The organism is Alteromonas sp. S167, assembly GCF_036864375.1.
Taxonomy (GTDB): Bacteria; Pseudomonadota; Gammaproteobacteria; order Enterobacterales; family Alteromonadaceae; genus Alteromonas.
Genome location: NZ_JAZETR010000001.1, coordinates 39,760 through 61,240, shown reverse-complemented (window position 1 = coordinate 61,240; position 21,481 = coordinate 39,760). Strand labels below are relative to the sequence as shown.

Sequence of the window (21,481 nt, the reverse complement as noted above, 5' to 3'; positions counted from 1 at the left end):
ACGAAGCCATAGCGAAAATCACTGAAAAACGATAAAAGAATGTGGAAATATTTGAAAGCGATGATAAAACCACCAAATATTTCACTTTTATTACAAACGTATTTCAAAGTGTAACCATAGCGTTAACTATTATATAAATCTATGTAGACCAAATGGACAAGATTACGTTAAATCTTCCAGCTTCTGCGCCATGTTTTCCAGCGGTGTATGTCGAACATCTGTTCCGCGTGTTAAATACACCACATACTCACACACATTTTTGCATCTATCGCCAATTCGCTCTAGTGAGCGCAATGCCCACAAAACATCTAACCAATCTTGCATATCGTCGGTGCTTTTTTGCATTTCTGAGGTGGTGTATGACAACAGGCGCTTATATTCACTATCAATGCGGTTATCTTGATCGTATACCTCAAGCGCAGCGGCTTCATCTTGTCGCGCAAAGGCGTCAAACGTACCTCGCATCATGGCCGCCACACGTTCACCTATTAGCAGCATACTGCTTTTTATTGTGTCTGATGTAGGTAACTTGTTTCGGGTTACTAATTTAGCAATACGCTCAATTTCATCCCCCATACGTTCTATATCGGTGATGGCCTTTGAAATTGTCATGATTAATCGCAGATCGCTGGCGGTAGGATGACGCTTTGCGATGATGCGTAGGCACTCTTCATCAATCTGCATCTCCATCGAGTTTATCTTTAAGTCGTTCAAGACAACCTTTTCGGCCAACCCCGCGTGATTGTGCTTTACTGCTTTCAGCGTATCGACAAGCTGTTGCTCTACTTCGCCGCCCATGGTCAACACCGAGTTACGTAAATTTTCCAGCTCGATGTTAAACGTGCCGGATATATGCGTGTTTAATGCAACCTGACGCATGCTAACGCCTCCTGTTACCGTTAAAAGACCAATATGGTGAATTAACCGCTTTTAAATTAACTGTCTTCAGGTTAACCATAGCGCCCCGTTATATAGTCTTCGGTTTGTTTCTTGTCTGGCATTGTGAAAAGTGTATCGCTGTCTGCGTACTCAATTAAACGCCCCTGATGGAAAAACGCGGTGTAGTCGCTTACCCGTGCCGCCTGCTGCATATTGTGCGTAACAATAATAATAGTGCACTGCTTTTTAAGTTCGTCCATCAGTTCTTCAATAAATAATGTGGTAAGCGGGTCGAGGGCCGACGTTGGTTCGTCTAGTAACAGAATATCGGGCTTTAACGCTAACGCACGCGCTATTACCAAGCGCTGCTGCTGACCGCCTGAAAGCACTTGGGCCGACTCAAACAGCCTGTCTTTCACCTCATTCCAAAGCGCCGCCTTCTTTAGCGCATTTTCAACAGCATCATCTAAATGACGACGTACTTTAACGCCTTGTAACTTTAATCCGTAGCATACGTTCTCATAAATACTCATAGGAAAAGGGTTCGGTCGCTGAAACACCATGCCCACGTTTGCGCGAAGGCGCGATACGTTTACTTTCTTACTATTAATGTTGCGGCCATCAATAATAATTTCGCCGCTGTATTTACAGCCGTCATATAAATCGTTTAGTCGATTGAAGGCACTGATTAACGTTGATTTACCGCAACCACTTTGGCCAATCAGCGCGGTAATTTTATTGCGCGGAATACGCATGCTAATGTCGTTTAATACGTGTTTATTACCAAACCACAAATTCAAATTTCTAACATCTACCGCAGTATTGTCGTCGGTTATGTCGTCTACGCTTTGGGTATTGTGTTCGAACAGCTTCAACATAATAAGTAGCGCCTGTTTATCCTGTTAAATAGCGTCTTCGCAGACGACTTCTGAGTATAACTGCTAAAATATTGAGTACAAAAACCACAATGAGCAGCAGCAAACATGCTGCAAACATCATACTTGCGCTTTTGCCATCGGTTTGGCTATGAAACGCGCCGTCATAAATTAATACACCTAAGTGCATAAACTGTCTGTCGAGATGCAAATAGGGAAACTCACCGTCGAGCGGAAGCGTAGGTGCGAACTTTACGGCACCCACTAACATAAGTGGTGCCACTTCCCCAGCAGCACGAGCAATAGCCAAGATAACGCCGGTCATAATACCGGGAGACGCAATAGGCAATATCGTTCGAACTATGGTTTCCATTTTTGTTGCCCCTAGCGCATAACTGCCAGCTTTCAAGCCCTCCGGCACACGTCTAAGCCCTTCTTCAGTAGCTACTATTACTACCGGCAACGTAAGTATGGCCATGGTTAACGACGCCCAAAACACACCAGGACTACCCATGGTAGGGGCCGGTAAAGTATCGCCAAAGAACAACTCATCTATGCTGCCCCCTACGGTGTAAACAAAGAACCCCAAACCAAACACGCCGTAAACAATAGATGGCACACCTGCCATATTGCTCACACTAACGCGTATTACCGTGGTTAAGCCGTTATTAGGTGCGTATTCACTTAAATAAATAGCGGCAAGCACGCCAAATGGCGTAACAATAATGGTCATTAAAAACACCATCAGCACGGTACCAAAAAGGGCTGGGAATACACCACCAGACGTATTGGCTTGCTTGGGTGAATCAGTTAGGAACACGCCCACATCATTGAAAAAAACTTTCCATTTTTGCCAAAGCGTTAAGTTACTCACAAAGTCAACAGTCTGAACGCTGGCCATGGGCACTAGCAGGCTTTCACCATCAGCAAATTTTACTGCCAGTTGGTACTTATCGCGTCTAGACTCCAACGCGTATACCCGCTTTTGGAATAGTTCAAATTCGCTAACAAGCTTTTCACGCGCAGGCGCTTTCTTTTCAACATTACGATTATCAAACGCTGAAAGCGCTTCGTGTATGGGTGCCAAATTTTGAACGTTTATATTTTCGATATTGGCGCTAATTAGGGCTACTTCGGCTGCAATTTGTTCGTAACTATCTAGTGATTTTTTTGAATCACTGGGCTCAACAATATGTACAGGGCTAGCAAGAATTCGGCGTCCATCAACAAACTTTATCTCGGCGGTTTCCTTTGCCAACGTTTTACTTTGAATATCAGGCGCGTTTAAACGCATCTGAGAACCGTATGGGCTCTGGGAGTCAGAATATTTAAGTGTTATCTCGTTGGTAGCAGGGTCGCTATAAACATTTGCGTAAAATGCGCGAGGCTTACCATCAGTCTCTGTCGTCACCAAGTAAACAGGCTCAGGCCAAAAATACGCCATTCCACGAAAGCTTATAAGTAAAAGCACACTTACCAACGCAATAATAAGTAAAGCTGTAAAGAAGGCCGTTAAACTTATAATCAGCGACTGTCGCTGAGAAGCATTTAAAACCGTTTTTGGCGTGCTAACCATAATAACTACGCCCCTTTATGCGCTGACGTGTCAACTCGGCTAACGTGTTAACCACAAACGTAAACATAAATAAAATGCAGGCTGTAAAAAAGAGAATTTGATAATGCGCTGATGACACTTCTGCCTCTGGTAGCTCAATGGCTAGGTTGGCAGTAAGCGCTCGTAGTCCCTCAATAAGCCCCCAACTGGATATAGGCGTATTCCCTGTCACCATAAGTACAATCATGGTTTCACCAAACGCACGCCCGAAACCGAGCATTACTGCGGCAATAATACCAGGAAATGCCACATGCAAAACTACGTGCACCAGCGTTTGCGGTCGCGTTGCGCCCAATGCGAAAGACGCGTTCTTTAAATCATTTGGCACACCATAAATGGCGTCTTCAGCAAGTGAATAAATACTAGGTGATATTGCTACACCTAACGCCAATGCCACTACTATCGTTGTTTTCCCAATTGGACTATCCGATTCAGCGGCTAATAAGGTAAAACTATCAATACCAAGTAACGAACCAATTATTGAAGGCGCATATTGCACACTAACGTAACCCAGTAAAAGTGCACCGCCTATCGCAAACAAGAGTTCGGCGCCGTGGCGAATTCGTTTTGGTAACCACTGTGCAAATGGACGCTGTACAAGTGCAACAACAATAAGCACAAAAGGGATAACTACCAAGAAAAATGCAAACGAGAAAAGAAACTGCTCGGCTTTAGGTGACAACCAGATAGCCGCTATAAAGCCAATAAGCACGCTTGGAATCGCCTCAAGCAGTTCTATCGCGGGTTTAATTGTGCTGCGCAATTTTCCCTTCGCAAAAAACGCAGTATAAATGGCCGCACCTATTGCCACAGGTATAGCAATAAGAAGCGCGAGTAAGGACGCTTTAATGCTGCCTATTAGCAATGGCGTAAGGCTGAACTTTGCTTCTTGGAAATCACTTGCGCTGGTTGTCTGCCATACGGTGTCGTCGTCTTCATAGCCTTCATAGTGCTGTGGGCTAAATAACGACGACCATGTTGTACTGCCCGACAAATCATTGCCCTGCCACACTGTTAGTGACGATGCCGTAGAGCCGAACAACTTATCCCCATACCAAATAATAGTTTGAGGGTTTACTGTAATTTTTTCTGACTTTACTACCTCTCCCGACACTCGATTAACTAACAATATGCGGTGTTTAGAAGTAAGCATGGCCACTAAATTCATACTTGCGTGTTCGGCGATATCAACCACACGCTCGTTTTGCATTAAGCGAAGACTATAGGTAGGTGAAAATACTAAACCATTGTCGCTTTGATTTAACACCCAGCGCTGAACTTCATCACCCTTTCTGTTTGCTATAAAGAATGTGCGATGTTTGGCAAGCGGAAAGGACAGTGGCATGCTAGCGCCATCGCCAGAAAAAATATCGTCTGTTACTGGGTACAGTACATTCCCCGTATCCATTAAACGATTGAAGTACACCGAGTTATTAATCTCAAGCAAAATGTTCTGGCTACCTGGCAACAATGTATAGCGCGATACATTCTTGAAAGTTTTATCTATTACTTCCGTTGGACGTTTACGGTTAACCCACCGAACGAAAATGTCATTGTTTTGTTCGATAGCCACAACAGCCCATTTAGTTGACAGCGCAATTTTCCAGCCGGTGCGTTCATTCCATTTATCTTGTGGCAAGGAAAAGGTGATGAAATTAGACAAAATCATTGCCGCTAATTCATTAGCCTTGGGCTCTTGGGTTACGTCATTAGTAACACCAAAGGCACGAACTGGCAGCACTCTTACCTGTGCATTGCCCGACACATCTACTATATAATTTTCACCCATAATCGACTGGGTTATAAGTTCGTGATCGCAAGGACGTATGTACTGGTTAGCGCTGCTTAATGTATTGTCGTTAAGTACCTTCAGTCCTAATCGACAGTCATTTTTTTGCACTAAAAGGGGTTGACCGTTTAACACATCACCGGTGTTGATTATTCGTTCGTTTGCATCAACTTTATACGTTGCTATTTGCTGAAGGCTGGGGATATAAGCGAGAGGAAGTGCTTGGCTAATTAAGTGCGTAATAAGAATTACCAGCGTCAACAAAACCAGCCCACCGAAGCCTGTAATTACATAGCGCGCCCATCTATCGTTTCGCTGACGTTTTCTGTTAATGCTGCCGCTGTCCAAACTCATGCTATCGTTCTGATCGTTTTTATTGTTGAAATTCTTCTTTTACAAGAGAATTTGACGAAAATTGCACTGGTGAGCAGTGTAAGTTTTGTTATGCTAATAGCAAGTGAAAGTTTATCGAATACCAGCGCTCACGTACTCAATTTGCTATGGTATTCCCCTGCAAGAAGACGATCAAAGTATTTCTGTTCCAGTCCATAAAGGAGCGCTACATGCAATCACTAGTTATAAGTATCATGGGTAAAGACAAGCCGGGGTTAGTCGATGCCGTAGCCAAAAGCGTTTATAAACATCAAGGAAATTGGCAAGGCTCAAGCTTCGCACATATGGCGGGTATGTTTACGGGCTTTGTGGAAGTACATGTTCCAGAGGAAGAAAAGCAAGCGCTAATTGAAGCACTCGACGCCATAAAAGATTTATCGGTGCAGTCTGTGGCGGTAACAAGCGCCGACAACACCCTTCCGACTAAACTTATTGTTGATGTTATGGGTAACGACAAAACGGGCATTGTGCAGGAATTAACATCAGTACTTCATCAATTCAATTTGAATATTCTTACATTTTCTTCGCACTGCGAGAGCGCTCCTAACTGGGGAAGCCTTATTTTCAAAGCAAAGGCAGAAATTGCCGTTCCAGAGACCTTCGATGATGGTGAGCTGCAAGATGCACTTGAAGCATTAGCCAACGACCTAGTGGTGGATATTACCGCAACGCGATAACACAAGGTTATTGCCTGCTGTCACAGAAGTGTCACCGACTGATGGCAGTCTTTGACCATTTTTATGTATAAGCATTGAGACATTATGGATAGCGACGTTTTATATTATCCCAAAGAGTTAAGCTGGTTAGCGTTTAACGAACGCGTTTTGCAAGAAGCTGCTGATAAGAATAACCCCGCCGTTGAGCGTATCCGATTTCTCGGTATTTACTCGAACAACCTAGATGAGTTTTACCGCGTACGAGCTGCCGATGTTAAACGTCAGATAACCATTGCACAAAATGAGCAAAATGAAGAAGAAGCCCACCGCCAAACCGAATTGATGGCGCAAATTCAAAAGAAAGTGGTAGAGCTTTCCGAGAAGTTTGACCAAATTCACAAAGACGTAGTGCGCGCACTTGCTCGATACAATATACATATTCTTAGGAAAGATGGGCTAGACGACTATCAGAAACAGTGGGTACGCAACTTTTTTGTAAACAAAGCACTTCGCCATATTGCCCCTATTCTTATTGATAAAAAAACGGACTTATTAAGCCGCTTAAACGGTAACTCTGTTTATTTATATGTGGCGTTGCGCCGCAAAGACAAAAACCCCAAGTTTGCTGTTATTCAAGTACCTACGTCTGAAATGTCGCGTTTCATGCTTATTCCGCCTCAAAAAAGCCGGAAAAAGAAAAGCATTATTATGCTAGATGACATGATTCAGCTTTGTATTGAAGACATCTTCCGTGGTTTCGTTAAATTTGACGAGATTGAAGCGTTCTCATTCAAAATGACCCGTGATGCAGAATATTCAATTAACGAAGAAATTGACGAAAGCTTTGTTGAAAAAATGTCGGAAAGTATGAAGCAGCGACTTATTGCTGAACCTGTTCGTGTTATCTACGACAATGACATGCCTGAAGACATGAAGCAGGACCTTAGAAAGCGCTTAAAAATTACGAAACTTGATACCATGCATGCTGCCGGTCACTACCGAAACTTCAAAGACTTTATCGGTTTTCCAAATGTAGGTCGCGAATATCTTGAACATACACCGTTACCTGCAATCGATAGCAACGCGTTTTCAAAATACAATACGGTATTCGATGCCATTACCGCTCGGGATATTCTTTTATACTACCCATATCATCGCTTCCTGCATTTCACCGAATTCGTGCGACAGGCCGCTTTTGACCCCAATGTAAAAACCATACGCATAAATATTTATCGTGTGGCGAGTAACTCGCGTATTATCAACTCGTTAATCGATGCCGTTGATAACGGTAAAAAAGTAACGGTAGTTGTTGAGCTTCGAGCGCGTTTCGATGAAGAAGCTAACATTGAATGGTCGAAGCGAATGACCGATGCAGGTATTCGTGTTGTGCTTGGTGTACCCACACTGAAAATTCACTCTAAGCTGTGCATTGTGACTCGTGAAGAGCGAGGCAGTATGGTGAACTATGCCCATTTTGGTACAGGAAACTTCAACGAAAAAACGGCCAAAATATACACCGACTACAGTTTATTCACCCGTAACCAAGAACTTGCTGATGAAGGCGTAGCCGTATTCGACCTTATCCAATACCCATACCGACGCTACAAGTTTCAACATTTACAAATATCGCCGCTAAATGCGCGTACTAAAATTCAGTCGCTAATAAGACAAGAAATCCAGCATCTAAACCAAGGTCACAAAGCGCAAATAACGTTTAAAATTAACAACCTTGTTGATAAAGAACTTATAGATGACTTATATCGTGCAAGCCAAGCTGGCGTTAAGATACGCGGCATAGTTCGCGGTATGTGCTCGTTAAATCCAGGCCTAAAAGGTATTAGTGATAATATTGAAATTATTTCTATCGTCGACAGGTTCCTTGAGCACCCTCGCGTAATGATTTTTGAAGGCGGCGGCGACAGAAAGGTGTATATTTCGTCGGCGGATTGGATGACAAGGAATATGGACAACCGTATAGAAGTAGGTTGCCCGGTATACGATAAAGGACTTCAACAGCGCATTGTTGATATAATGGAGCTACAATTCAAAGATACCTTGAAAGCGCGCGTGATTGACAAAGATCAAAGCAACAAATATGTTCGCAGAGGAAATCGCAAAAAGCTTCGCTCACAAATAGAGATATACGACTATTTGAAGAAGCTCGAAGAATCAATTTAGGAAGTACATGACCCAGCACGAATCTGTTTTTAACGACGTGGAAACACGAGAAGTAAGTAAAGTAGCCGCGCTTGATATTGGCTCGAATAGCTTTCATTTAGTGGTTGCACGTATTGTTGCTGGGTCGGTACAAATACTGCACAGAGTAAAACAGAAAGTTAGATTAGCCGAAGGGTTAAACGACCAAGATGTACTGTCTGACGAGGCCATGGAACGCGGCCTTGCCATGTTAAAAGTAGTAGCCGAAAGCTTAAAAGGCTTCGAACCTGACTCGGTGCGCATTGTAGCAACACACACACTGCGTAAAGCGCGAAACGCTCGCGACTTTATTAATGCGGCGAAAGACATACTACCCTACCCTATTGAAGTTATTTCGGGCGTAGAAGAAGCACGTCTTATTTACTCTGGTGTTGCACACACTAATTATTCTGACGGACAACAGCTGGTTGTGGATATTGGCGGTGGCTCAACCGAATTTGTTATTGGTGAAGGCTTTAATCCACTAATATGCAGAAGCTTACAAATGGGCTGTGTTAGCTACACCAAGCGTTTTTTTGCAAGTGGCGAACTTAAAAACAAAGCATTCGACCAAGCCATTACTGCTGCTGAACAGCAGTTAGAAATGATTGATAACAAATACCGTCGTTTGGGCTGGGTTCAATGTATAGGTACCTCTGGCACCATTCGCTCGTTGTTCACCTTGTGTCAGCAAGACCGTCCTAACGGTCACGACATTCCTGTTACCCTGAAAAGCCTACGCAACCTTATGAAGCAGTTTGTTAGCGCTGGGCACGTAGACAAACTTGATTACCCGGACTTAAGCGAAGATCGCCGTGCAGTGATTGCAGGTGGTTTAGCTATTTTAATAGCTGTTTTTAAGGCGTTAGAAATTGAAGGGCTAGTTTATTCTCCTGCCGCATTGCGCGAAGGCGTGCTTTATCAAATGGAAGATGAACTACATCACGCCGATATTCGAGGAAGAACGGCCAGCAGTTTGGCAACACGCTACGATGTGGATACGTCACAAGCCACCATGGTACTAAATACAACGTTGATGCTTTTTGCAGAAGTACAAAAAACATGGAAGCTTAAAAGCACGGACTTTAAGAGCATGCTAGGTTGGGCTGCATTGCTACATGAAGTAGGTATGCAAATAAACTCTCGCGGTATACAAAAGCATAGTGCTTATATTCTTGCCAACGTGGACATGCCAGGCTTCACGCAAGAGCAACAACTTTTGCTATCCACACTGGTGCGCTTTCACAGGAAGAAAATTCGCATAAACGACCTTCCTAGTTTTAACCTTTTTGATCATCAAGCTGTAAAACGGCTAATTGCCTTACTGCGCCTAGGCGTGCTGCTTAACATTAAGCGGCAAGAAGGCTTTATCCCAGACATTAATGTAGATGTTAACAAAAGTGCACTTACACTCACTTTCCCAGACGGCTGGTTAGACGAAAAACCGATAATATCCGCAGATCTTTTGCGAGAAAGTGATTATTGGAAAGCACTTGATTTGACCCTTGAAGTCATACCTGATATCACAACACTACACCCGTTAAATGACGCATAACAATTACGTAGATGTCGTGGCGTATCTCTTGAGGTTTAAGGACATTGCACAGTGAAACGTACTAGTTTTTTCTGTTTTATGGTGGCGCTGTTAAGTTTCAATACGCATGCACATCAACCGAGCATCTGTTTTGTGAGCGAACTTGTTGCACCTTTTTATTGGCTAGACGAAAACGGCGCGCCGCAAGGTGCGAATGTTGACTTAGCCGAAGCTATGAAACCCCTTCTTCCCTTTTCAAGCACGTTAGAGCACATGCCGTGGGCGAGAGCTTACAAAGAAGCAGTAAACAAGCCCAATATTGTGCTGCTCACCTTATTAAAGTCGCCGGCGCGAAGCTCGCAGTTTCATTGGCTGGGTGCAATTACTACCGTTAATGCATCATTAATAGGTTTGGCGCATAACGCTAATGAGGAAATAGCAACATTAGAAGAGGTTAAATCGAAACGAGTTGGTTCTATACGCGGGTACGGTGCAGCCGGGTACTTAACTAAGCAAGGTTTTAAAGAGAATGAAAATCTTATTTTAGTCACTGAACCGCAACAGCTATGGAACCTGCTTTATAGCGAGCGAATCGATTATGCGGCGACAGGTTTTGCAACCAGCCGCTATGAAATTGAAGCGGCAGGTTATGCTGCGGATAAATCGGTAAAAGCATTTGAACTTGATATGTCAAAATCAGAGCTTCATATGGCCACTGGTCTGGAAACCACATCAAACGAAGTTATTGCAATTAAGAACGCGCTTCAGCAGCTTAAAGAGAATGGTGAATACCAACGTATCATGATGAAGTGGGGACTGAGTCCTTTGCATTCAGCCCCACCAGCAACTCTAGAACAAGACGGTCAACGTTTTATCAATTAGTACCTATTTGACCACTTTCTTCTTTAGCGGCTTTTGGTGAATACTTTTTAAACCACGCCAAAATATTTTCAACTTTTCCAATCATTCTTGATGGCTTCGCCGCAATGCCATGTGAAGAGCCTGGCACTTTTACTAAAACCGTATCAACTTTTTGCAGTTTCAGTGCTTGATAGAACTGTTCGGTTTCAGACATCGGCGTACGTTTATCATCAACACCCGTTATCAGCATAGTGGGCGTAGTCACATTTCCCACTAAAGATAACGGAGAGCGCTTCCAATAATGCTCGACGTTGTCCCAAGGCTTACCTGGAAACTGAAATGGTATTTGGTATAGGCCAGAATCGGCAGTGAGTACTTTTGAAAGCCAGTTGATAACGGGTTTAGCCACAACGGCTGCATTAAATCGATTCGTTAAACCAATGGCATAAGCAGAAGCGATACCACCAGCAGAACCACCTGTAATGTAGAGCTGCTCTTCATCGACAATACCTTTTTCAATTAGAGCATCAATACCCGACATATGATCTGAAAAATCATACTCAGAGCTGTATTTACCCTGTAACAGCAGTGCAAAGCGTTCACCATAGCCTGTGCTACCTCGGTGGTTATCATAAAACACCACGTAGCCTTCTGCTGCCATACGCTGAAGCTCAGCAGTAAATACCGGTCCGTAAGCCAGGTTTGGCCCTCCGTGAATTTCAAGAATTAACGGGTATTTCTTGCTGCTATCGTAGTTAGGCGGAAGAATATACCAACCCTGAATTTCTTCACCGTCGATAGCTGACTTATAAACAATTTCTTTTACTTCACCCAGTGTTTTGTGTCCAAGTACATCTTCGTTTAGTTGGGTAAGCTGCTTCGTTTTACGTGCCGTTACAAATAGGTCTGCAGGACGGTCGGTACGCCCTTTAGTGTAAGCAACCACACCGTCGGCCGCATGATAGTTAGCGAAAACATAAGGCCTGCCAAGCGTTGTACCACCTAAACCTTTAGCGATATTTTTAACTTTGCCAGAAAGAGACACCAGATCAACTTGTGCGAGTCCACGAACAGACTGCTGGAAGTAGAGATTCTTATTGTCTTTCCAGATTGCATTAGACACTGAATTATCAATATCTTGAGTTAGGTTTTTATGTTCACTCCCATCAGCGTTCATCACGTAAAGATATGTGTTTTTGTACATCACCTTTTCATCACTTCTACGTGAATACGCTACACGCTTGCCATCTGGCGACACCACAGGTGATGTCTCAGCCCCTGCGAACTGTGTGATTTGCTCAATACTTCCCTGCATATCAACGGTGAAAATGTCAGCCTCTACAGGTTCATATTCCCAGTTTTCACTGCGATTTGCTGAAAAATAGATTCGCTCACCATCTGGCGTAAAACTAAAGCTACCCTTGTGATGGTAATTACCCGAGGTAAGTTGGCGAGCCGTGCCACCGTATGCGGGTACAATGAAGATATGGGTGTAAGCAGGCTCTAACACACCTCTGCCGTCAGCTTGATACCTTGCTTTGGTAATGTACTGAAATTTTTCTGACCACTTTGCGCCTTTTGGCTTCTTCGGCATCTCGACTTTAAGTGGCTTTTCATCGGCATCTACGCTCATGGTAAAAGCAATAGATTTTCCGTCAGGCGACCACGTTATATTGCTAAGCGACGATGTTACGTTAGTAACAAGCGCAGTTTGCCCTGTGTCCATCCAGCGAATGTATAGCTGTGGCTTTCCTTCTTCATTAGACAAATAAGCAAGTCGAGTTCCATCTGGAGACCAACGTGGCGAGTAATAGTTTTTCTTCGAAGATAATAGTGGCCTATGGGTTTTCCCATCTACAGATACGAGCCAGATGTTTGAACGCGTGCTGTCAGTCATTATGTCGTTTGATCGTCTAACATAAGCAACGTCTTTACCATTTGGCGAAACGCGCGCTTCACTGACATACTCTAAGTTAAAAATATCTTCCGACTGGAAAAGGTGCTTATTATCTTCTTTATCTATAGCGTCTTGGGCGTTTACTGTTGTTACGCTTGCGCCGAAAACACAGGTTAGTATCAGGAATAAAGGTTTTATTATTGATACTTGTTTTTTTATTGGTAAAGACATGTGCAACCTCTGATTTTATTTTTACCGTTATAGTAATTGATAAGAATCATATGTTTAAAAAATACGCTAAGACTACTGTTATAAGCGATTAATCACGTTAACCTATACAAAAATCGCGTGCACATTTTTCAACCTATTGACTAATTGCTGTCTATTGCATAAATGTTAGTGTTAGCGAAATGGTAAAAATAACTCACAGTCCGAAATGTTAAACCCTCATGGCGAATTTGAAAGTGCATTAAATCAGCAGCTTCTTCAGTTTTCTGGAAGGGGCCCGTGGAATGATGTCACCATGAAAAACGGTACTGTAAAAATAGGCCGTCACATTGCATCAATAACCGACGGTAAGCCCTGGGCACAGCTAAGCTGTTTATATGGTGAGAGTTTAATGCCGCCTAGCACTTTCGATATTTTCGTAAAGCAAACACACAAGAGAAAAGAAAAAGGCTTGTCATTTCTTGCTGTTGTGGTTTTAGATACAGATATTGAGCGCACTACAAAACAACAAATTCAGCAATGTTATGAACTCGCAGGGGTTAATTTTGCGTTTTATCGCTCTTTGTGTGAAGCGCTAGACAACATAAAGCAGCGCGGATTTGCTTTTAACCGAAACGAAGCGGAACATTTTTTTGAGCGGTTCAATTTCAGTCGCTAGTTATTCGAATTAAAAAGAATATTAGCTCCCCAAAATAAGCGACAAAAAAAGAGAGCAATAGCTCTCTTTTTTATTACAAGCGAACAGGTAGTTACGATTTAGATGCCTGATAAATGGCTTCAATTGCGCTATCTAGCGTTGCTTCAAATTCTTCTGTAGTTTGCTGTGCAGACACACCTTCGGTTAATGCGCGAGAGAAGCTCGCTATCATACCTTGGTTTTCAGCAAGCTTAGCGTTTGCATCGTCGCGGCTATAACCACCAGACAGTGCCACAACTTTAAGCACACGAGGATGATCAACTAGCTCTTTGTAGAAGTTCGCTTCGTTAGGAATAGTAAGCTTTAGCATGACTTCCTGGCCTTCGTTAAGCAGGTTAAGCTGCGTAAGAATTTCCAATTTAAGTAGTGCTTCTGCTTCTGCCTTTTGTGGGCTGTGAATATCCACTTCAGGTTCAATAATGGGAACAAGGCCCGCAGCTAAAATTTGTTTACCAACTTCAAACTGCTGCGCAACCACATCTTTGATACCTTGATGATTAGCAAGCTTTACAACACTTCGCATCTTGGTGCCAAAAACATCTTGTGCTACTGCTTTAGCTAGCAACGCATCTAGTGCTGGCATCGGCTTCATCACTTGAACACCGTTGCTTTCTTCAGCAAGACCTTTATCAACCTTCAAAAAAGGAATAACACGCTTCTTTTGCCACAGGAAGTGTGCAGAAGACATGCCTTCAATTTCTCTATCGAGTGTATTTTCAAACAAGATAGCGCCTAAAACACGCTCGCCGCTAAAAGGGGTGCTGGTAATAATGCGAGTACGCATTTCATGAACAAGATTGAACATCTCTTCGTCCGAGCCGTAAGCAGACTCTTCGATGCCATAAAGACGAAGCGCTTTTGGTGTACTGCCACCGCTTTGATCTAGGGCTGCAATAAAACCAGTTTGCGTTTTCAGTTTATCCAGCATTGCTTGCTGAGCTTGTGATGCCATGGCAACACTCCTTTTGTATTTACTGCCGTTTAACGACAGGTGTAGGGTTTATAATTCTTTTCAGCCTTACGTCAATGTATCGCTGTTGCTACCATTTCAAGTAGCACGGCAGCGCTTTTAATGCTGTTGAAAGCGCTGCTCGTTGTTCTTAAGCGTTATGCTTTTCGCTTTTTTATTATTTTTTGCGTAGCTTGCACGTAGCTTATTTGTTTTTTTCTTCTAGTACCGCCACCGCTGGCAGTGTTTTTCCTTCTAGGAATTCAAGGAATGCACCACCGCCGGTTGAAATATAAGACACTTTATCTGCAATTTCGTATTTGTCTACCGCGGCGAGTGTATCACCACCACCAGCAATAGAGAAAGCATCGCTTGCAGCAATGGCCTCAGAAAGCGCCTTTGTGCCTGCACTAAACTGTTCGAACTCAAACACGCCTACAGGACCATTCCAAACAATAGTACCCGCGTTTTTAATAATGTCTTCCAATGCCTTAGATGAGTTCGGACCAATATCAAAAATCATATCGTCGTCAGCCACATCACCTACGTTTTTAAGCGTAGCTTCAGTATTTTCATCAAATGCTTTACCTACAACAACGTCAGTAGGTACTGGAATATTGCCGCCGTTTGCCTGCGCTTCGCTCATTAGCTGTGTAGCTTGTTCGGTTAAGTCCATTTCAACTAACGATTTACCGACATTATGACCTTGAGCAGCAATAAAGGTGTTGGCAATACCACCACCAACAATCAGCTGATCTACTTTTTCAGCTAACGTTTTAAGTACCGTTAACTTGGTAGATACTTTCGAACCACCAACAATGGCAACCATAGGGCGCTTAGGGTTGTCTAGCGCTTTACCTAGTGCATCTAATTCAGCAGCAAGCAATGGACCAGCACACGCTTTAGGTGCAAATTTGGCAACACCATGAGTAGAAGCCTGCGCACGGTGCGCTGTACCAAACGCATCCATAACGAAAATGTCGCACAGCGCAGCATACTGCTTGGCGAGTGTTTCATCGTCTTTCTTTTCGCCTTTGTTAAAGCGTACGTTTTCAAGAATTACTAGCTCTCCTTCACCTACTTCAACGCCAGAAAGATAGTCTTTAACTAGCTTTACCGGCACATCAAGCGCGTCGTTGAGATAATCGACTACTGGCTGAAGTGAAAACTCTTCGGCTGGCTCACCCTCAGTTGGGCGACCTAAATGAGACATTACCATCACAGCTGCACCAGCGTTTAGCGCTGCTTTTATGGTTGGAATTGATGCTTTGATGCGAGCATCTGAGGTAACTTTACCGTCTTTTACCGGTACGTTTAAATCTTGTCTAATTAGAACGCGCTGACCTTTTAGGGCCATATCGTTCATGCTTGGAATTGCCATCGTCTTTCCTTGTTAATCTAAAATATGTTGCGAGTACCAAACCAAAACGGTGCATGATATAGCGTCATAGCGCTTCAAAATGGTACGCGCGAATTAACTGTGAAAGCTGCGCGGGCTGGCGCTACCAACCCTTGGCAGCATCAATGCTTTACTGTGCTTCGAACATTGCTTTAGCGGTATCGAGCATACGGTTTGCAAAACCCCATTCGTTGTCACACCACACCAGCGTTTTTACCAGCTGCTTGTGACTAACCCTTGTTTGTGTTCCGTCAACAATACACGAGTGCGGGTCATGATTAAAATCTACCGACACTAGTGGCTCTTCGGTATAGTCCAAAATACCCTGCAATCGTCCTGCCTTTACCTTTTTTAACGCCTGGTTTACTTGGTCAATAGTCACTTCAGTATTTAACGTTACACTCAAATCCATTGCCGTTACGTTGATAGTAGGCACGCGTACCGCAATAGCTTCAAATTTACCGGCAAACTTAGGCAGAATGCGCTCTATACCGGCAGCAAGGCGAGTATCAACAGGAATGATTGACTGACTTGCTGCACGTGTTCGGCGCAAATCTTCATGGTATGCATCGATAACCTGTTGGTCGTGCATAGAGGCGTGAATTGTGGTGATCGTACCACTTTCGACACCAAACGCTGCGTCTAACGCCTGTATAACAGGAACAATACAATTTGTGGTGCAAGAACCGTTGGAGACTAATTTTTGTTCACTGGTCAACGTGTCTTCGTTAGTACCAAAAATAACCGTATTATCTAAATCGGGAGAGCCTGGGGAAGAGAACAGTACTTTGCCTGCCCCTGCAGCTAAGTGCGCTTGACCAGACACTCTATCGTCGAACTTTCCCGTACACTCAAGCACAATATCAACGCCTAAGTCTTTCCAAGGTAGGTCTTTAATATCGCTTATGGCAAGCAATGCAATATCGTCACCCGCCACATTCAGCGTGTTATTTTCTAAGGCCACATTAAAACGGAACCGCCCGTGGGCGGTATCGTATTTAAGCAAATGTGCTATGCCTTCAGGTTTTGCAATGTCGTTAATGGCCACAACGTTAAACTCGTTATTGCGCCCACTTTCATACAGTGCGCGCAACACATTGCGACCAATACGACCAAACCCATTAATGGCAATATTTACCATAGGCTTATTTATTTACCTCTTACAGAGAAAGTGCAGCCTCTACTACAGCGTCAGTGGTAATGTTGAAGTGCTTGAACAAATCGCCTGCTGGTGCAGACTCACCAAACGTATCCATACCCACGATAGCACCGTTAAAGCCAACGTATTTGTACCAGCTATCTTTTGATAGTGCTTCAACCGCTACACGCTTGACAACATTAGAAGGCAAAACGCTCTCACGGTATTCAGCAGACTGACGATCGAATACGTCGGTAGATGGCATTGAAACTACACGAACCGCTTTACCTTGCTCAGTAAGTTTCGCAGCCGCTTCAATAGCTAGTTGTACTTCTGAACCCGTTGCAATAAGTATTAGCTCAGGCGTACCAGCGCAGTCTTTAAGTACGTAACCGCCTTTAGCAATGTCAGCTACTTGGGCAGCCGTTCTTTCTTGTTGTGCAAGACCTTGGCGCGTAAAGATTAGGGTTGTTGGGCCGTCTGTACGCTCGATTGCAGACTTCCACGACACCGCAGATTCTACTTGGTCACATGGACGCCAGTTATCAAGATTTGGAGTTGCGCGAAGTGCAACCACCTGCTCTACCGGCTGGTGCGTTGGGCCATCTTCACCCAAACCAATTGAATCGTGGGTGTAAACGAAAATTGCAGGCTGCTTCATTAGTGCAGCCATACGCACTGCATTACGCGCGTATTCCATGAACATAAGGAAAGTAGCGCCATAGGCTTTAAAGCCACCGTGAAGCGCAATGCCATTCATCATGGCAGACATACCAAACTCACGTACACCGTAATAAATGTAGTTACCCGATGCATCGTTGGCTTCAACGCCTTTACTGCCTTCCCAAATAGTTAGGTTTGAGCCCGCTAGGTCAGCAGAACCACCTAGTAATTCTGGTAGAAGCGGTCCAAATGCGTTTAATGCATTTTGCGACGCCTTACGTGAAGCAATGTTTTGCGGGTTTGCTTGAAGCTCGGCAATAATAGCGTCTGCTTTGTCGCTGAAGTCAGCGGGTAATTCGCCATTAACACGGCGTTTAAACTCTGCTGCTAGCTCTGGATAAGCCGCTTCGTATGTTGCGAAAGCGTCGTTCCATGCGCTTTCCGCTTCGCCGCCTTTTGCTTTACCGTCCCAACCCGCGTAAATGTTGTCTGGAATTTCAAACGCACCGTGTGTCCAACCAAGCTTTTCGCGCGTTGCTACAATTTCATCTTCACCTAGCGGTGCACCGTGACAAGACTCGGTTCCTTCTTTATTCGGCGAACCAAATCCAATGGTGGTTTTACAGCAAATAAGCGTAGGCTGCTTAGTGTTAGCTTGCGCTTTCTCGATAGCCGCTTTTACTTGCTCTGCATCATGACCGTCTACGCCTTCAATCACATCCCAGCCGTAGCTCTTGAAGCGCGCAGGCGTATCGTCGGTAAACCAACCTTCAACTTCACCGTCAATTGAAATGCCGTTGTCATCCCAAAACGCGATAAGTTTTCCAAGACCAAGTGTGCCGGCGAGTGAACAGGTTTCGTGCGAGATACCTTCCATAAGGCAGCCATCGCCCATAAAGGCATAAGTGAAGTGGTCAACAATGTCGTGACCATCGCGGTTGAACTGTGCAGCCAGTACCTTCTCAGCAAGTGCCATACCTACCGCATTACTAATGCCTTGACCTAGTGGACCTGTAGTGGTTTCAACACCTGGCGCGTAACCATACTCTGGGTGGCCTGGTGTTTTTGAGTGCAGCTGACGGAAGTTCTTTAGCTCTTCAATTGGCAGTTCGTAACCAGAAAGGTGAAGTAGTGAATACAACAGCATTGAGCCGTGGCCATTAGACAACACAAAACGGTCACGGTTAGCCCACGATGGATTAGCAGGGTTATGTGATAAGAAATCACCCCACAATACTTGTGCGATATCAGCCATCCCCATTGGGGCGCCTGGGTGACCAGATTTTGCTTGTTGAACGGCATCCATGCTTAATGCACGGATAGCATTGGCGAGTTCACGACGAGAGGGCATGTTGTCTCCTGATTTATTTTGTATCTCTTCCTACCGAGTCGAAAAGACGGGATTGCACTGGGAACGGTGAAACTGGTTGTTCCGCTATAGCTTTACTACTCGGTAGCTTTGAATGTGTGGGCTATTCTTACCTATGCCACCTTTCAGTTCAATGGCTTTTCAATGCCAATACTGAAAGTAAATCCAAAATATAGTCTATGGTTTATAAGCTAGGGGAAATGGCCAGCGCTCTTTTTACTACTAAGTTCATTATTTTTCTCTTTATTTGCTTATGAAAAACCTCAAAAGTGATCGGGTTTTGTCAACTATTCGTAACGAAGAGACTTTTAGACGTCTAGAAGTAAAGACTGGTATTTATAACTTGTTTTAGTACAATATACGACTATTTTGAAAAATTAACGCTTACGGAGCATTTATGGCCACGCATTTATTCACATCCGAGTCAGTGTCTGAAGGGCATCCGGACAAGATTGCTGATCAAATCTCAGATGCGGTTCTTGACGCAATTTTAGAGCAAGATCCGCGCGCTCGGGTGGCCTGCGAAACGTATGTTAAAACCGGTATGGTTTTAGTAGGTGGTGAAGTTACCACCTCAGCTTGGGTCGATATTGAAGAATTGACTCGAAATACAGTAAAGGAAATTGGCTACACTCATTCTGATATGGGCTTTGACGCTGACTCATGCGCAGTCCTTAACGCTATTGGTAAACAATCGCCTGATATCAATCAAGGTGTAGATCGCGAAAGCTTAGAAGAGCAAGGTGCTGGCGACCAAGGGCTAATGTTTGGTTATGCTAGCGACGAAACTGACGTGCTAATGCCTGCACCAATTACGTATTCTCACCGCCTTGTTCAAAAGCAAGCTGAGGTTCGAAAAACTGGCAAAGTAGACTTTTTACGTCCAGACGCGAAAAGCCAAATTACGTTTAAATATGAAAACGACAAGCCGGTTGGTATCGACGCAGTAGTACTTTCAACACAGCACTGCGATTCAGTAAGCACTGAAACAGTACGCGAAGCGGTAATGGAAGAAATCATCAAGCCTGTGCTTCCAAGCGAATGGATTGATGCGAATACTCGTTTTCACATTAACCCAACTGGCCGTTTTGTTATCGGTGGTCCAATGGGCGACTGTGGCCTAACAGGTCGTAAGATCATTGTGGATACTTATGGCGGTATGGCACGTCATGGTGGCGGGGCTTTCTCAGGTAAAGATCCATCAAAAGTTGACCGCAGCGCGGCATATGCAGGCCGTTATGTTGCTAAGAATATCGTTGCAGCAGGTCTTGCTAAGCGCTGTGAAATTCAGGTGTCTTACGCTATTGGTGTAGCAGAGCCTACGTCAATTAGTATCGATACTTTCGGAACTGGCGTGGTAGATGAAAAAACACTTGTGGCACTAGTGCGTGAACACTTCGACCTACGTCCATATGGTCTAATTAAGATGCTTGACCTTGAACGCCCTATTTACCGTCCTACGGCAGCGTATGGTCATTTCGGTCGCGACGAGTTCCCATGGGAAGCCACCGATAAAGCTGCTGCGTTAAAAGCGTCAGTTTAAGAATTGAATACGCTGTAAAAAAGCTGCCTAATGGCAGCTTTTTTTGTTTTATAGCACCACAATGGCAGCCAACACTCACCGTACATCAATAAATCCAACGAAATTTGTTAAGTTTTTTTCCACTATCGATCTTTTAGGACTATGCTTTAAAAGGACACAGTTTTTTGTAGCAGGCATTCGTCACGCATTACACGTTATTCAAATAATAAAACCACTTTGCACTTACAGTAAGTGGGAAATCGAAACAGGGATGGTTGAAGCGAAAGAAACACACTAAACACTAGGGCTGCAATAATGAGAACGAGCATTCCTTTTAGCTTAATACTTATTTTCGCTGTACTTCTTTCTCCGAAAGCGGTTTTCGCTGACGGCGACATTACTTTTGCAAGTGGCTCTTGGTTTACAACACACAACAACCCTATTCAGTTTAAAAGTAAAAAGATTTCCAATTGGCACTTACAAAGCCGCTATAGACTGCACTCTACAACTGAAACCCATTATTACGACAATAGCTTCACCTACCCTGCGGGCTCTCAAGGCTACATTAGCGCTAGCCGACAATTCGATACATCACTTCCTCAAAAAGTGTATGCCACTTACAACGCAAACATCACCGCGTATCAACATTATGCAGAGTGGTTATACATTCCTGATGATGTAGGCACCTTTACGCGTTTAGGTTGGCTTTTAGGTAACAGTAACGGCTTAAATATGGCGGTAGAGCTAGAGCACAGGCAGATTGGAGAGGAAGAAAATATGGCATTATCGCTTGGAGTACACTATTTATTCTGATGGGATTT

16 protein-coding genes are annotated in these 21,481 nt (G+C 43.9%); 7 read left to right on the top strand and 9 right to left on the bottom strand.

Annotated elements, in window-relative coordinates; translation table 11 throughout:
* Positions 1–162: 162 nt before the first annotated feature.
* The 4 genes from phoU to V7R35_RS00220 all read right to left on the bottom strand — a co-directional run bounded on the left by phoU (position 163) and on the right by V7R35_RS00220 (position 5,512).
* On the bottom strand, positions 163–879 hold the full coding sequence (gene phoU, locus V7R35_RS00235) for a phosphate signaling complex protein PhoU (protein ID WP_334012510.1): 717 nt from the start codon (positions 877–879) through the stop codon (positions 163–165).
* Between the two features lie 71 nt (positions 880–950).
* Positions 951–1,757 carry a phosphate ABC transporter ATP-binding protein PstB gene (gene pstB / locus V7R35_RS00230; protein WP_334012508.1) on the bottom strand — a complete coding sequence of 269 codons (807 nt, stop codon included), beginning with the start codon at positions 1,755–1,757 and terminating at the stop codon, positions 951–953.
* Positions 1,758–1,773: 16 nt separating this feature from the next.
* Entirely contained in the window at positions 1,774–3,330 is a 1,557-nt protein-coding gene (gene pstA / locus V7R35_RS00225; protein WP_334012506.1) for a phosphate ABC transporter permease PstA, read from the bottom strand.
* Positions 3,323–5,512 carry an ABC transporter permease subunit gene (locus V7R35_RS00220; RefSeq protein ID WP_334012505.1) on the bottom strand — a complete coding sequence of 730 codons (2,190 nt, stop codon included), beginning with the start codon at positions 5,510–5,512 and terminating at the stop codon, positions 3,323–3,325. The genes pstA and V7R35_RS00220 overlap by 8 nt, the downstream gene beginning before the upstream one ends.
* A 209-nt stretch (positions 5,513–5,721) precedes the next feature.
* Between V7R35_RS00220 and V7R35_RS00215 the strand changes: the two genes are divergently transcribed.
* The 4 genes from V7R35_RS00215 (at position 5,722) to V7R35_RS00200 (ending at position 10,819) form a co-directional block, all read left to right on the top strand.
* On the top strand, positions 5,722–6,228 hold the full coding sequence (locus tag V7R35_RS00215; protein WP_334012504.1) for a glycine cleavage system protein R: 507 nt from the start codon (positions 5,722–5,724) through the stop codon (positions 6,226–6,228).
* A gap of 84 nt (positions 6,229–6,312) precedes the next feature.
* Positions 6,313–8,385, top strand: a complete 2,073-nt coding sequence (gene ppk1 / locus V7R35_RS00210) for a polyphosphate kinase 1 (RefSeq protein ID WP_334012502.1) — start codon at positions 6,313–6,315, stop codon at positions 8,383–8,385.
* A 7-nt stretch (positions 8,386–8,392) separates the two neighbouring features.
* Positions 8,393–9,958: an exopolyphosphatase gene (ppx, locus tag V7R35_RS00205; RefSeq protein WP_334012500.1), complete on the top strand. Its 1,566-nt coding sequence runs from the start codon at positions 8,393–8,395 to the stop codon at positions 9,956–9,958.
* A gap of 132 nt (positions 9,959–10,090) precedes the next feature.
* Entirely contained in the window at positions 10,091–10,819 is a 729-nt protein-coding gene (locus V7R35_RS00200) for a substrate-binding periplasmic protein (protein ID WP_334012498.1), read from the top strand.
* Here V7R35_RS00200 and V7R35_RS00195 read toward each other — a convergent pair.
* The gene (locus V7R35_RS00195; RefSeq protein ID WP_334012496.1) at positions 10,812–12,926 is read right to left on the bottom strand and encodes a S9 family peptidase; all 2,115 of its coding nucleotides are present in this window, start codon (positions 12,924–12,926) and stop codon (positions 10,812–10,814) included. The two genes, V7R35_RS00200 and V7R35_RS00195, sit on opposite strands and share 8 nt — an antisense overlap.
* Positions 12,927–13,131: 205 nt before the next feature.
* On the opposite strand from V7R35_RS00195, the gene V7R35_RS00190 reads away from it, so the two are divergent.
* Complete coding sequence (locus tag V7R35_RS00190; protein WP_334012494.1) at positions 13,132–13,581, top strand: hypothetical protein; 450 nt, start codon at positions 13,132–13,134, stop codon at positions 13,579–13,581.
* A gap of 91 nt (positions 13,582–13,672) precedes the next feature.
* On the opposite strand, the gene V7R35_RS00185 is transcribed toward V7R35_RS00190, so the two are convergent.
* The 4 genes from V7R35_RS00185 to tkt all read right to left on the bottom strand — a co-directional run bounded on the left by V7R35_RS00185 (position 13,673) and on the right by tkt (position 19,120).
* A complete protein-coding gene (locus V7R35_RS00185; protein WP_334012493.1) occupies positions 13,673–14,572 on the bottom strand; it encodes a fructose bisphosphate aldolase in 900 nt (299 codons plus the stop codon).
* A gap of 202 nt (positions 14,573–14,774) precedes the next feature.
* Positions 14,775–15,950 (bottom strand): phosphoglycerate kinase, encoded by a 1,176-nt coding sequence (locus tag V7R35_RS00180; protein ID WP_334012491.1) that lies wholly within the window; start codon positions 15,948–15,950, stop codon positions 14,775–14,777.
* A 148-nt stretch (positions 15,951–16,098) separates the two neighbouring features.
* Entirely contained in the window at positions 16,099–17,109 is a 1,011-nt protein-coding gene (epd, locus tag V7R35_RS00175) for an erythrose-4-phosphate dehydrogenase (RefSeq protein WP_334012489.1), read from the bottom strand.
* Positions 17,110–17,128: 19 nt separating this feature from the next.
* On the bottom strand, positions 17,129–19,120 hold the full coding sequence (gene tkt / locus V7R35_RS00170) for a transketolase (protein WP_334012487.1): 1,992 nt from the start codon (positions 19,118–19,120) through the stop codon (positions 17,129–17,131).
* 415 nt (positions 19,121–19,535) lie between these two features.
* Between tkt and metK the strand changes: the two genes are divergently transcribed.
* Entirely contained in the window at positions 19,536–20,681 is a 1,146-nt protein-coding gene (metK, locus tag V7R35_RS00165; RefSeq protein ID WP_334012486.1) for a methionine adenosyltransferase, read from the top strand.
* A 294-nt stretch (positions 20,682–20,975) separates the two neighbouring features.
* A complete protein-coding gene (locus V7R35_RS00160; RefSeq protein WP_334012485.1) occupies positions 20,976–21,473 on the top strand; it encodes a hypothetical protein in 498 nt (165 codons plus the stop codon).
* Positions 21,474–21,481: the final 8 nt, after the last annotated feature.